This is a genomic window from Thermococcus sp. 2319x1 (assembly GCF_001484685.1).
Taxonomy (GTDB): domain Archaea; phylum Methanobacteriota_B; class Thermococci; order Thermococcales; family Thermococcaceae; genus Thermococcus_A.
Map to the genome: position 1 here is coordinate 901,802 of NZ_CP012200.1, position 12,339 is coordinate 914,140.

Consider the following 12,339-nt stretch of genomic DNA (forward strand, 5'->3'; position numbering starts at 1 on the left):
CCCACGAAAAGTGTTTGGGCCTGAGAAGTTAATACCTTTTCGGTGCTAAGATTTAAGAAGCGGAAGAAAACTCAAACCCCGCCCATCTGAGAGGTGTAGAGCCTGTAGAAGTGGCCTCTCCTCGCGAGCAGCTCCTCTGGAGAACCTTCCTCCACTATCTTTCCGCCGTCAACCACGACGATCTTATCGGCGAAGCGTGTTATTCCGAGGCGGTGGGCGATTATGATGCTTGTCCTGCCCTCCATCAGTCTGAGCATGGCATCCTGCACCAATCTTTCGGTCTTGGGATCAACGCTTGAGAGCGCCTCGTCGAGGATGACTATATCAGGATCCTTGAGGAGCGCCCTCGCGAGGGATATGAGCTGCCTTTCCCCAACGGAGAGCAGCTTTCCGGCTTCTCCCGCGGAGGTATTGTAGCCCTGTGGAAGCCTCTCTATGAACTCGTGGACGCCAAGCTGCTTGCAGACCCTTATAACGTCCTCCTCGCTCGCCTCGGGATTCGCCAGGAGGATGTTCTCCATTATCGTCCCCGGGAAGAGGTAGGTCTCCTGCGGGACGTAGCCTATTCTCCTCCTCAGGCTCTTCCGACTCAGCTCTCTCCCATCGATTCCGTCATAGAGAATTCTACCTTTAGTAGGATCGTAGAAGCGCATTATCAGGTTTGCCATCGTAGTCTTTCCGGCTCCGGTCTTTCCGACGACGGCCACCTTTGTGGCGGGAGGTATGTGGAGGTTTATTCCCTCGAGAACCGGAACCCCCGTATCGTACTCAAACCAGACGTTTTCAAACCTTATCTCTCCCCCCAGCCTCTCCACTTCCCTTCCGGAGTAGTCCTCGACGTTCTCATCGTCAAGAACCTCGTATATTCTCTCAAGCGCGGCCAAAGCCGACTGCAGGCTGTCGTAGAGCCCTATGACCTCGTTTATCGGCTCGCGGAAGCGCTGGGCGTACTGGATGAATGCAACGAGCACACCAACGCTCACGGCCCCTTGGTATGCAAGATAGCCTCCATAGGCTATAACAACTATGACCGAGAGCAGGCTGGTTATGTTCATGAGAGGCCAGAAGAGGCCCATGTACACGGCTACCCTTAAATAGGCCTTTATGGTCTCCCTTGAGACCTTCGAGAACTCCCTCTCGACGTCACCTTCCCTCCCAAAGGCCCTTATGGTTTCAACTCCAGCGACGCTCTCCTCAACCATGCTCGAAATACTCGCTATCTTCTGCCTCGTCTCCCTGTATGCCCTCCTCATCTTCCCGCCGAAGTAGTAAGCGACAGCAACCATCAGCGGGACGCTCGTGAGGGTCACAAGCGTCAGCTTTACGTCGAGGAAGAGCATGGCGATTATTATGCCTATAAGGCTCAGCAGACTGCCGAGGCTGCCGAGAAGGCCTGATACGAGGACGTCGTTCACTATTCCGGTGTCGTTCACTATCCTCGAAACGAGGTCGCCCGTTGATTTGTCCTTGAAGAAGTTTAAATTCGAGAGGAGAACCTTCTCGTGGAGCCTCGCCCTCAGGTCGCGGAGGACTTTCTGGCCGAAGACCTCGATGTAGAACGTTTGAAGCGTGGCGAAGAACCACTGGGCCACGAGGGAGGCGAGGTAGAGCATAGCCACAACCAGAAAGCCGGAATACCTGTTAGCCAAAATGTAGCGGTCTATCGCTATCCTCAGGATGTACGGGGGAGCGAGCGTGGCCAGAGCAGAACCGACGATGCTCGCAACGACTATCGCGAGGGTTCTTTTATGGGAGAGGGCCTCGCCCATGAACCTTTTCAGGAGCGAGAGGGACGAGCTATCAGCCATTCCAACCACCTCTGCCGAGCATCTCGCTGAAGAGCCCGCCTTTCTTTGCCAGCTCTTCCGGCTTCCCGTCCTCCACGACCCTGCCATCGACCATAACTATGACCCTGTCAACGAGCCTCGCCATCGAAAGCCTCTGGGAGACGATTACTGCAGTCCTGCCTTCGAGAATCCCTCTGAGGTCTTCAATCAGGCTCTCCTCGGTCTTTGCGTCGAGGTTCGATACCGGATCGTCGAGGAGGATTATCTTGGGCTCGAGGAGGAGCGCCCTGGCGAGGGCTATCCTCTGCCTCTGGCCGCCGGAAAGGGTTACGCCTTTCTCACCAACTACAGTGTCGTAGCCCTCTGGAAGCGAGGAAATGAAGTCGTGGATTTTCGCTATTTTGGCTGCCCTGATTATCTCCTCAAGGCCCGCGTCGGGCTTCGCCAGCGCTATGTTCTCCCTTATGCTCCTGTTGAAGATGAAGGGCTCCTGCGGTACATAAGCCACTATCTTCCTAAGGCAGGACGTCTTTATCTTCCTCACGTCCACGCCATCAATGAGGACTTTCCCCTTTTCCGGCTCGTAGAAGCGCGCTATGAGCTTTAGGAGGGTGCTCTTTCCAGAGCCGGGTGGGCCGGTTATGAGGACTTTCTCTCCCGGGTTTATCCTCAGGTTCAGCCCCTTGAGCACGGTCTTTCCGGTGTGATAGGTGAGGTAAACGTCCTTAAACCCGATCTCACCACGCGGGCTGGTGAGCTCCACAGCGTCTGGCGGGTCAATATGTTCCGGAGCAGAATCGATTACCTCGAAGAGCCTTGAAGCAGCTGCGAGACTTCTCTGGATGTCGCCTATGGTGAAGCCCAGAGCTCTTAGAGGCCACGTCATGGTAAGCATGTACGTTAGAAAGGCGGTAAGCTCTCCGACGGTCAGGTTTTGAGCCATTATTGCCCTTCCGCCGTAGTAGAGCATGACGCTCATCGCTATCCCCATTATGAGGAACGGCGCATTGCCGTAGAGTGCCGTTATCTTGGTGGCCTCGACGTTGAGAGAGTAGAGCTTCTCGTTCTCTCCCCGGAACTTCCCCTGGATTTCTTCCTCCACGGAGAGGGCCTTTATCGTCTTAACCCCCGCTATGCTGCCCGTGGAGACCGAGGCTATGACTCCCGTCTGGTGCCTCACCTCGTCGTATATGGGCCTCACCTTCTTCGCGTAGGTGGTGTTTAAAGCAACCACGAGGGCTATCGTGAGGAGGGCAACACCCGTGAGATTCAAGTTCATGCGGGCCATGTAGTAGAGCGAGACGATGATTAGGAAGACGGAATAGACGAACATCCTAACGCGGAACGAGAGAAAGCGCGTTATTCTCTCCGTGTCGTTGGTTATTCTGCTTATGAGCTGGCCGGAGTATGTTTTGTCGAAGAACTCCATCCTCTGCCGCTGGATTGCCCTGAAGGCATCCATCCGGAGGTGGTAGACAGCATACTGAGCCGCTTTGACCAGAAGGTACCTCCCGCCGAAGCTGAAAACACCGTTGAGGATCGAAACGAGAAGGACAAGGAGGGCGTAGCGAATGGCAACTCTATACTCGCCGGTGGTTACACCCCGGTCTATGGCCTCCCTTATGAGAACCGGAATCACGCCGTTGGTGTACGACATAAGGAGAACTATGATTAAGCCGCCTACGAAGTGTAGTTTGTGGTCTCTGAGGTAGCTCAGGAGCCTTTTGAGTTGATGTATCGAGTCGCTCATGGGAAAACGTTGCACCCGCTACTATAAATATTTGTCGGTTAAGATGTCCATCTGATAAGTTCCCCCAAGTTGGGCATAGCCCTGCGAAACTCCAAGGGAACGGCGAAGGTCGTGAGCTTATGAGGCTCCCTAAAAGGATCCAACGAGTAGCTCATCTCACAGAGAGGAAATATGAAACTCCTCTTTTCCCCGGGCAGGAGTGTTACAGGACAATAAGACAAACCCGCTGGCCAAACAAAAGCTGTAGGCTTAAGCCCAGTACAAGCCGACGCCACCGTGGAGGCGGTCTCTTGACCTCTTTACTTTTATACCACATTCTTTAAATACCCACCGGCTTACCCCTTCTCGGTGAGAATATGCTAAACACGATGGTTCTGATAAGGACGGACAACTTCGACAAAGCACTAATAGCGCTGGCAGACCTCGTTAGGTATGCCGGGATGGAGATAAGGGGAAAGCCAAGGATAATACCTCCAGCCCTCTCCGATTGGGCATTTGAGAAGCTTGTGGGAGAAAAGCCCAGGAAAAAATATCGGGCCCATGTTGTAGCTCAGATAGATCTGCCTCCCGCAAAGGCAATAGGGAGATTGAGAGAAATACACCCCCCAGCACACATAATAGTTATCCCTCCGGATTCTCCCGTTCACAGGGAGCTCCTCAAAATGTGGGGAACTTTTGAAGTGCTGAAGGGGTTTCACCCTCCCAAGAAATTCGGAAAGGGAGAAGAAAGCGAGGAGTGATCACTTCTTTTTCTTCTTGATTCTTATATTCGCGACGTCTCCAAGTGTTGGCTCGTAGTCCCTTGGGATTGTAACCTTTTCCTGCACGCTCTCCTCTGCTCTCTCAATTAAGGTTATCTTAAAGTATCTTTCGAGCTTCTTCGCTTCTTCTATGGTCGGCATGTACTCACCATGGGCTATCCTCCTAAGGAGGTTGGTAGAGAGACCCACCTTGTGGGAAAGTTCTTCATAGCTCAAACCGCTTTTTTGAATCGCTTCTCTAACCCGCTCCGCATAATCCTCAACAATATCCTCCGTGTAAAGCGGTCTTTGCTCCCTTAGGACTGGTTTTGGCTTTGGTTTTGGCGTGTAGATTCTCCTTGGCTCCCTTCCGGTAGGCATTGGACTCCACGTCCCGGGCTTTTTTCTGCCGTATTTTTGGTAGCATCCATTACAAACCAAGAGCTCTGCACCCTCTATTTTTATTGTATGCCCCTGTCCTCTAATCTCTGCCCCACAGATTTCACAAATCCTTGGTTTGGCTTTTGCCATTAAAATCACCTTCAGCGCTCTCTACTCTGAGTTAAGGATTGGATTTTATAAACCCATCTGATAACCTAACACCGAGGGACATGGCGGATGAAATCAAAATAGAGAAGCTAAAGAAAATGGATCAAGAGATCCTCGAGACCCTTGTCGGGATCTACATGAGGGGCTATGAGGGCATGAGAGAATATGGAGGAGAGGGAGAGAGCTATGCTAAAAGGTATCTTAGATGGTGCTGGAGCAAAGCCAGCGAGGGATTTTTCGTGGCAAAAGATGGTGACAGAATAGTTGGATTTATCGTGTGCGACAACGACTGGCACAGCGGATATGAGGATAGAGTGGTAGGAGCTATACACGAGTTTGTGGTTGATAAGGGCTACCAGGGAAAAAGCGTTGGCAAGAAGCTTATGGAAAAATGTTTGGAGTATTTGAGCAAATATAACGACAGAATAGAGCTATGGGTTGGGGAGAAAAATACCAAGGCAATTGAATTCTACAAAAAGCTCGGCTTCAAAATAGCGGAAAAGAGCGGCATATGGATAAGAATGATAAAAGACCTAAAAGAGAAAAAGTAGTCATTTTATTGGCGGCCTAAACTTGTAGCCGTAGAGGATTATTCCGTCCTCTTCGAACTCCCTGACCTTTCTCGTGACCATCTCCACTTCCATGCCAAAGTCTATTTCCTCTGGCTCCACATCTGTGAGCTGAGCCAAAACCACCGGTCCCTCTTCGAGCTCGACCAGTGCTATGGGGTATGGCTTGTAGTATTCGTAACCGCTTGGTGGGTTTCTCACTATAGTCCAGCTTATCACTTTGCCCTTTCCGCTGAACTGGAACTCCTCTATCTCTTGACTTCCACATTCAGGGCAAACGGGTCTCTTCGGGAAGTGAACGTGACCGCAGCTCTTACATTTGCCTCCAATGAGGCGGTACTTCTCTTTAAAGTGCCTCCAATACCTAGAAACTTGCATTGGTCTCCCCATCTTCACACCCTCCTCAATATGGTTACGGTTATGTTTGAACCCGTTCCACCTATGTTTTGGGTCAACCCGATCTCTGCATCAGGTACTTGGTTTGGAGCTTCACCCCTAAGCTGCCACACTGCCTCTACGGTTTGATAAACACCAGTTGCTCCCACAGGATGTCCCCTCGCTTTTAATCCGCCGAGTGTTTGAATTGGATAGTCACCATCTATTGCTATCTGTCCTTCCTTCGCAAGCATGGCACCTTTTCCTCTCTCAGTAACGCCTATTGACTCCAAACTTAAAGCCGCCATTACCGTAAAGGCGTCGTGAATTTCAAAGAAGTCTATGTCTTTAACCTCAATACCGGCCATCTTATATGCCCTTTCTGCAGCAACCTTTGCCGCTCTGAGGAACAAGAACTCCTTTCTGTGTGAGAGGTTTATTGTGTCAATTGCCCTCCCCATTCCCGCAACTTCGACCATCCTTGCTTTATCTACGAACTCCTTAGCCTTCTCCTCGGTGGTTATTATCACGGCAGCGGCTCCGTCAGCTATTGGGGAGGCATCAAAGAGCTTTAATGGGTCGGCTACATAAGGGCTCTTCATAACGGTTTCAACTGTTATCGGCTTTTTGAACATTGCATAGGGGTTTTTGGCACCATTTGCGTGAGCGTTAACTGCAAAAAGAGCCAAATCTTCTTCAGTGTAGCCGTATTCCTTCATGTAGAGCCTCATAACGAGGGCGTTTAAGGCGACAAAGCTCACCCCATGGAAGAGCTCCCACTCTGCATCCGCGGCATAGGCAAGATATCTCGTAGCGTCGCTTGGCCAGGCATCGGTCATCTTTTCAACGCCTACAACGGCAACAACATCTTCAAGACCGCTCATGACGGCTTTTACTCCCTCTTGGACTGCAGCTCCACCGCTTGCACACGCTGCCTCAACTTTAACCGCTGGAACGTTGCCAAGGCCAGCCCAGTCCGCTATTAGTGCACCAAGGTTTTCCTGTTCAACGAATGAACCAGAGGCCATGTTGCCAACATAAAGTGAATCCACCTTATCAACGCCCGCATCTTCCATGGCATTGAGTAAAGCTTCAACGGCTAAATCTCTAAGGGCAAGCTTCCAGTGCTCTCCAACCGGAGTCAATCCCACACCAATAATCACTGGCTTCCTCATTTTGACCACCTCACAAGATGTACTTACCTCTGTGCTTTGCATATAAGGCGTAATCGATGTATTTCTTCCTGTTTACGTAATCCATAGTCTTTGGTGCCAGATCTCTCTTTTCTTCAATTGCATCCTGCACCACTAAGCTGAACGCATCGCTACCCGCACCGCTTCCAAAGCTTACCCAGAGAATCCTCTCTCCCGGCTTCGCTATGTCCAAAACAGCTGAAATGCCAACTAAAGTAGCACCGCTGTATGTGTTTCCTATTATTCCACTCAACAATCCCGGAAGGACTTTTTCTTTGGGGATTCCAAGAATCTTTGCGGCTGTGAGCGGGAACTTAACGTTTGGCTGGTGGAAGACAGCGTAGTCAAAATCGCTTGGCGAATAGCCCAGCTCTTCCATTAAGCCCTTTGCGGCGCTTATTATCTGGTGGAAGTAAGCAGGCTCTCCGGTAAATCTATTCCCATGCCTCGGATAGTGTTCATGCTGTCTCCTCCAGAAATCTGGAGTGTCCGTTACGTAGGAATAGCTCCCCTCAAAATAGGCAACCGTCTCAGGGCTCTTCTCACCAACGATATAAGCGGCTCCTCCAGCGGAGGCCGTAAATTCCAAATGATCACCGGGCCTTCCCTGAGAAGTGTCGGCACCAATTGCCATTGCATATTTTGCCATTCCACTCCCAACAAAGCCAATAGCTGCTTGTAAGGCTTCGGTTCCAGCTTTACATGCGAATTCAAAGTCTGCAGCATCTAAATCCGGAGTTGCTCCAATTGCCTCGGCAATAACGGTTGCAGAAGGCTTAACAGCATAGGGCTTGGATTCGGTTCCAAACCACAGTGCCCTAATTTCTCTTGGGTCTATTTGAGCTCTTTTAAGGGCATTTCTTGCCGCTTCAATTCCTATTGTTATGGCATCTTCATCCAAATTGTTTACGGACTTTTCCTGGATGGGGAAGTCGCTTACTCCCCAAACCCTTCCGATCTCCTCGTTTTTAATTCTATACATCGGTATATAGGCACCATAACCAACAATTCCGACGTCCTTTATTGGCTTCAGCAGTCTTCTCATTCTTCATCACCTTTCCAGGAGATTAGCTTAAATGTGTCCTCTCGAAGGTTAAGGATGTACGTTATAAAAGCCTTTCGGTAAATGTGTAATGTTTTTTCGACAATTAGCGATAAAACAATGCCCCGGAGTAGGTTTAAAAGCTCAACTCTTTTATACTTCTTCAACAAAGAATAGAAAAGGTGATGCTCATGAAAGCATACATAAGCGAAAATGTGCAGGGGATTTATGCCTTTGATGAAGAGGGCAACCTAATAGGAAAAAAAATCTTCACAGAAAAGCCGGAGATTGCACTGGATAGGCTCCTAAAGGGGGAGGTTACAGAAGACCTTGTTGCTCTCCTAAAAGAACTAAGAGATAGAGGATACTCAAGCTTTGTGCTTGAACATCCAGAATTAAGCAGAAATATTAGAGAGCTTGGTTTTGAAGCTGAGTTTGAATTCCCCAACTTAGCCGGGGAAAGGCTCAGAGAGAACCCGGAGGAGTTTTTGGGAAAAGAATGGTTCGAGAGATACTTCACTGTGGGGGTGGCCTTAACCAGAATTAGAATACAGGAGCAGAGCGGTGCAAGGGATAAAATGATAATTCAGGCTATAGAAGCGCTAGATGACATTGACAAGGTCATAAACCTCCTCGTCTCTAGGTTAAGGGAGTGGTACTCGCTTCACTTCCCGGAGCTTGATGAACTTTTGCCTAAGCACCCCCAGTATGTGGCCTTTGTTAAGAACATTGGACACAGGGAGAACATCACAAAAGAGAACCTAGAATCCCTTGAACTTGGTGAAAACAAGACAGCAAAGATTCTCGAAGCAAAGGAGATGACTATGGGGGCATGGATGGATGAGAAGGACATTAGGGTTATCCAAGACTTAGCAAAGAAAATTGACGATTTGTACAAGCTGAGAAGCGAGATTGAAGATTACATAGACAAGGCAATGGACGACGTTGCTCCAAACTTAAAAGCCTTGGTGGGGGCAAAATTAGCTGCAAGGTTGATAAGCCTCGCTGGAGGACTGAAAGAGTTAGCAATGATGCCTGCCTCAACGATTCAAGTTCTCGGTGCAGAGAAAGCCCTCTTCAGGCACTTAAGGAGCGGTGCAAAGCCGCCAAAGCACGGGGTAATCTACCAGTATCCAGCTATTAACAAGTCCCCATGGTGGCAGAGGGGTAAAATCGCAAGGGCTTTGGCTGGAAAACTTGCAATAGCTGCTAGAGTGGACTATTTCTCCGGTGAATACATAGCTGAGGAGCTCAAGAAGGAGATTGAGGCAAGGATCAAGGAGATCAAGGAGAAATACCCCAACCCACCAAAGCGCAAGGAGAAACCAAAGAAGGAGAAGAAAAAGAAGATGTTCAAAAAGAAGGAAAAAGAGAAGAAATTCGAAGGGAAAGAGAAAGAAAAGAAAAAGAAACACAAAGAGAAGGGTAGGAGGTGAGATGAATGAACGTTAGGAAGCACAAATTCCCCGGCGTTTACATCGTCATCGACGATGATGGGAGCGAGAAGATAGCGACCAAGAACTTGGTACCCGGGCAGAGGGTTTACGGGGAGAGAGTTATCAAGTGGGAAGGAGAGGAGTACAGAATATGGAATCCAAACAGGTCAAAGCTTGGCGCTGCAATCCTTAATGGACTTAAGAACTTTCCAATAAAGCCCGGAACCAACGTATTATACCTCGGAATAGCAAGCGGTACAACAGCTTCACACGTAAGCGACATCGTTGGCTGGGAAGGAAAAATATTTGGTATCGAGTTTTCACCAAGAGTCCTCAGAGAGCTAGTTCCCCTCGTGGAGGAGAGAAGAAACATAGTGCCTATTTTGGGCGATGCAACAAAGCCCGAAGAATACAGGGCTTTGGTGACAAAAGTAGATGTAATCTTTGAGGACGTTGCCCAGCCCACGCAGGCCAAAATACTCATAGACAACGCAAGAGCCTACCTTAAGAGCGGCGGCTATGGAATGATTGCCATCAAGAGCAGAAGCATTGACGTCACGAAGGAGCCGGAAGAGGTGTTCAGAGAAGTAGAGAAGGAACTCGGCGAATACTTTGAGGTTGTGGAGAGAATCTCTTTAGAGCCATACGAGAAGGACCACGCACTGATAGTCGTGAGAAAGCCTTAAGCTTTTCTTCAAAATTTTTCAACGTTTTTCAAAATTTTAAAAAGAAAAGAATCAAAGCAGCGGGTTCCTAAACTTCTTGCCCGGGTAATAGGCAATTCCTTCAAGCTCTTCTTCAATTCTTAAGAGCTGGTTGTACTTGGCGTTTCTATCACTCCTTGCTGGAGCACCGGTCTTAATCTGGCCCGCATTGAGGGCAACGGCTATGTCGGCAATTGTTGAATCTTCCGTTTCACCGGAGCGGTGGGACACAACGACTCCATAACCCGCTCTAAAGGCAAGGTAAGCGGCATCAATAGCTTCGCTGAGCGTTCCAATCTGGTTTACCTTGAGTAGCAGAGCGTTTCCAGCTCCCATTTCAATACCCTTCTTGAGCCTCTTGACGTTTGTAACGAAGATGTCATCTCCAACGAGCTGGACTTTCTTTCCAAGCTCCTTTGTAACCATTGCAAAGCCCTCAAAGTCCTCCTCTTGGACTGGGTCTTCTATTGAGACTATTGGATAGGTGGAGATGAGCTCCTTGTAGAGGTCGATAAGCTCTTCTCTCGTATACTCCTTGCCCCCAACGACATAAACGTTCCTCTCTTCCTCGTAGAACTCACTTGATGCAACATCAAGGGCAAAGGCTATTTCATCCCCAACCTTGTAACCGCTCTCTTCAATTGCCTTTACGAGGGCATCCAGTGGCTCGGTTACTTCCTTCATCGGTGGTGCAAAGCCACCTTCATCACCAACGTTAACTGCTAACTTGCCGTATTTCTCCATGAGAATCTTCTTCAAAGTATGATACGTCTCGCTCACCATTTGAATGGCTTCTCTAAAGCTCTTCGCGCCAACTGGCATAATCATGAACTCCTGAAAGTCCAGATCGTTACCCGCATGTGCGCCTCCGTTGATAACGTTGCTCATCGGAACAGGCAAAACATAAGCGTTTACTCCCCCAAGGTAGCGGTAGAGGGGCATTCCAAGGCTATTGGCTGCAGCTTTTGCAACGGCTAAAGATACACCAAGAATAGCGTTTGCACCAAGGTTGCTCTTGTTCTCTGTGCCGTCAAGCTCAAGCATGAGCATATCTATGTCCCTCTGAAGCGTAACGTCCATGCCAATTAACTCGGGAGCGATTATCTTGTTAACGTTCTCAACGGCCCTCTTAACGCCCTTTCCGTGATATCTCTTCCCACCGTCTCTGAGCTCTAAGGCCTCGTGAATTCCCGTTGAGGCACCGCTTGGCACTGCCGCCCTTCCCATTGCAACTGGGGTGTATACATCAACCTCAATTGTCGGGTTTCCTCTTGAGTCCAAAATTTCCCTTGCCACTATTCCGGTAATTTCGAGGGGGTTTTCCATTGCTTTCACCTCGGGTGATATTTGAGGTTCCTCTTTAAAGCTTTTTCACATGGGTTTGATTGTGAATTTTGGGAACCCTTAGAACACTCATTTTCCTGGGAGGAATTGAAACTAAGAACAGCATGGCATTTTATTTTGGAGAACTCTACCAAGTGAAAAGCAGAAAACAACTAATGTTTAACAAGCTTGAAGAAATCTTCACCCGACAAAGAAATTTCTGAACCCACGATGCTGAGATTTGGGGATTTAACGATTCTGAACTTGTAAATCTCTTTATGCAGCTCCCATGTAAAAACGCTAGTAACGCTTTCCTCAAGAAGACCAAGAATTTCCGGGAATCTTTCTTCTAAGGTCTCTCGATTTATAAAGTACACTGCAAAACGGGTTTCGGTTCCTACAAAACTTTCAATGTTGCGGACAAGTCTCATAGCATCTTGAAAATCAAGGGATGCAAAAAGCTTGTGAATACCCAAAACTGGATTGCAAACGGGTTTCTTTGGAACAACTTTCTCGTAAACTTCTTTATATACAGAAAAGTCTAAGGAGTACCTTCTAATTTCAACTTTTCCCAGAACTTTTCCAACATCCTTATTTCCGCCAATTTTTATAACAGATACTTTCAATAAGTCCTCAGTTGGAAGTCCTGTGATCTTGAGCCTCTTTATATATTCTGAAAAAGTGTCGGCGATGTCATCAATTATAACTGGGATATCCCTTTTCAAGCATCCATTTACCATAAGATAAAACAAGAGTTCGGGTGATGAGACGGAGGTATACTCAACTAATGCAGTTTCTCCGGGTTTGATTCCAAGCAATATTGAATCCAACGTTAGCTCTCTCTCACCTTTATCCATATAACCCCCTTTTT

12 protein-coding genes are annotated in these 12,339 nt (G+C 48.6%); 4 read left to right on the plus strand and 8 right to left on the minus strand.

Annotated elements, in window-relative coordinates; translation table 11 throughout:
- Positions 1-71 precede the first annotated feature (71 nt).
- Both ADU37_RS05075 and ADU37_RS05080 read right to left on the minus strand, forming a co-directional pair.
- Complete coding sequence (locus tag ADU37_RS05075; protein ID WP_058946583.1) at positions 72-1,808, minus strand: ABC transporter ATP-binding protein; 1,737 nt, start codon at positions 1,806-1,808, stop codon at positions 72-74.
- On the minus strand, positions 1,801-3,537 hold the full coding sequence (locus ADU37_RS05080; protein WP_058946584.1) for an ABC transporter ATP-binding protein: 1,737 nt from the start codon (positions 3,535-3,537) through the stop codon (positions 1,801-1,803). Before ADU37_RS05080 ends, ADU37_RS05075 begins: the two co-directional genes overlap by 8 nt.
- Positions 3,538-3,893: 356 nt before the next feature.
- On the opposite strand from ADU37_RS05080, the gene ADU37_RS05085 reads away from it, so the two are divergent.
- Positions 3,894-4,277, plus strand: a complete 384-nt coding sequence (locus ADU37_RS05085; protein WP_058946585.1) for a DUF356 domain-containing protein — start codon at positions 3,894-3,896, stop codon at positions 4,275-4,277.
- On the opposite strand, the gene ADU37_RS05090 is transcribed toward ADU37_RS05085, so the two are convergent.
- Entirely contained in the window at positions 4,278-4,808 is a 531-nt protein-coding gene (locus tag ADU37_RS05090; RefSeq protein ID WP_058946586.1) for a multiprotein bridging factor aMBF1, read from the minus strand.
- An 80-nt stretch (positions 4,809-4,888) separates the two neighbouring features.
- Between ADU37_RS05090 and ADU37_RS05095 the strand changes: the two genes are divergently transcribed.
- On the plus strand, positions 4,889-5,377 hold the full coding sequence (locus tag ADU37_RS05095) for a GNAT family N-acetyltransferase (protein ID WP_058946587.1): 489 nt from the start codon (positions 4,889-4,891) through the stop codon (positions 5,375-5,377).
- Here the strand turns inward: ADU37_RS05095 and ADU37_RS05100 are convergent, their stop codons facing one another.
- From ADU37_RS05100 to ADU37_RS05110, 3 genes are read right to left on the minus strand one after another with little or no spacing between them, the layout of a single operon-like run.
- Positions 5,378-5,785, minus strand: coding sequence for a Zn-ribbon domain-containing OB-fold protein (locus ADU37_RS05100; RefSeq protein WP_058946588.1), 408 nt, complete (start codon positions 5,783-5,785; stop codon positions 5,378-5,380).
- A gap of 2 nt (positions 5,786-5,787) precedes the next feature.
- The gene (locus ADU37_RS05105; RefSeq protein WP_058946589.1) at positions 5,788-6,945 is read right to left on the minus strand and encodes a thiolase domain-containing protein; all 1,158 of its coding nucleotides are present in this window, start codon (positions 6,943-6,945) and stop codon (positions 5,788-5,790) included.
- A gap of 10 nt (positions 6,946-6,955) precedes the next feature.
- The gene (locus ADU37_RS05110; RefSeq protein ID WP_058946590.1) at positions 6,956-8,008 is read right to left on the minus strand and encodes a hydroxymethylglutaryl-CoA synthase; all 1,053 of its coding nucleotides are present in this window, start codon (positions 8,006-8,008) and stop codon (positions 6,956-6,958) included.
- A 188-nt stretch (positions 8,009-8,196) separates the two neighbouring features.
- Between ADU37_RS05110 and ADU37_RS05115 the strand changes: the two genes are divergently transcribed.
- Together ADU37_RS05115 and ADU37_RS05120 are read left to right on the plus strand one after the other, a co-directional pair.
- Positions 8,197-9,441, plus strand: a complete 1,245-nt coding sequence (locus ADU37_RS05115; protein WP_058946591.1) for a C/D box methylation guide ribonucleoprotein complex aNOP56 subunit — start codon at positions 8,197-8,199, stop codon at positions 9,439-9,441.
- A 5-nt stretch (positions 9,442-9,446) separates the two neighbouring features.
- A complete protein-coding gene (locus ADU37_RS05120) occupies positions 9,447-10,127 on the plus strand; it encodes a fibrillarin-like rRNA/tRNA 2'-O-methyltransferase (protein ID WP_058946592.1) in 681 nt (226 codons plus the stop codon).
- A gap of 51 nt (positions 10,128-10,178) precedes the next feature.
- Here ADU37_RS05120 and eno read toward each other — a convergent pair whose 3' ends face one another.
- Positions 10,179-11,471, minus strand: a complete 1,293-nt coding sequence (gene eno / locus ADU37_RS05125; protein ID WP_058946593.1) for a phosphopyruvate hydratase — start codon at positions 11,469-11,471, stop codon at positions 10,179-10,181.
- 170 nt (positions 11,472-11,641) lie between these two features.
- Complete coding sequence (locus ADU37_RS05130) at positions 11,642-12,325, minus strand: DUF257 family protein (protein ID WP_058946594.1); 684 nt, start codon at positions 12,323-12,325, stop codon at positions 11,642-11,644.
- Positions 12,326-12,339: the final 14 nt, after the last annotated feature.

What these genes read in the sequence shown, in the direction of transcription:
- ADU37_RS05075 (WP_058946583.1), bottom strand. Translation starts at nt 1,808, where the DNA reads ATGGCTGATAGCTCGTCCCTCTCGCTCCTGAAAAGGTTCATGGGCGAG.
- ADU37_RS05080 (WP_058946584.1), bottom strand. Translation starts at nt 3,537, where the DNA reads ATGAGCGACTCGATACATCAACTCAAAAGGCTCCTGAGCTACCTCAGA.
- ADU37_RS05085 (WP_058946585.1), top strand. Translation starts at nt 3,894, where the DNA reads ATGCTAAACACGATGGTTCTGATAAGGACGGACAACTTCGACAAAGCA.
- ADU37_RS05090 (WP_058946586.1), bottom strand. Translation starts at nt 4,808, where the DNA reads ATGGCAAAAGCCAAACCAAGGATTTGTGAAATCTGTGGGGCAGAGATT.
- ADU37_RS05095 (WP_058946587.1), top strand. Translation starts at nt 4,889, where the DNA reads ATGGCGGATGAAATCAAAATAGAGAAGCTAAAGAAAATGGATCAAGAG.
- ADU37_RS05100 (WP_058946588.1), bottom strand. Translation starts at nt 5,785, where the DNA reads ATGGGGAGACCAATGCAAGTTTCTAGGTATTGGAGGCACTTTAAAGAG.
- ADU37_RS05105 (WP_058946589.1), bottom strand. Translation starts at nt 6,945, where the DNA reads ATGAGGAAGCCAGTGATTATTGGTGTGGGATTGACTCCGGTTGGAGAG.
- ADU37_RS05110 (WP_058946590.1), bottom strand. Translation starts at nt 8,008, where the DNA reads ATGAGAAGACTGCTGAAGCCAATAAAGGACGTCGGAATTGTTGGTTAT.
- ADU37_RS05115 (WP_058946591.1), top strand. Translation starts at nt 8,197, where the DNA reads ATGAAAGCATACATAAGCGAAAATGTGCAGGGGATTTATGCCTTTGAT.
- ADU37_RS05120 (WP_058946592.1), top strand. Translation starts at nt 9,447, where the DNA reads ATGAACGTTAGGAAGCACAAATTCCCCGGCGTTTACATCGTCATCGAC.
- eno (WP_058946593.1), bottom strand. Translation starts at nt 11,471, where the DNA reads ATGGAAAACCCCCTCGAAATTACCGGAATAGTGGCAAGGGAAATTTTG.
- ADU37_RS05130 (WP_058946594.1), bottom strand. Translation starts at nt 12,325, where the DNA reads ATGGATAAAGGTGAGAGAGAGCTAACGTTGGATTCAATATTGCTTGGA.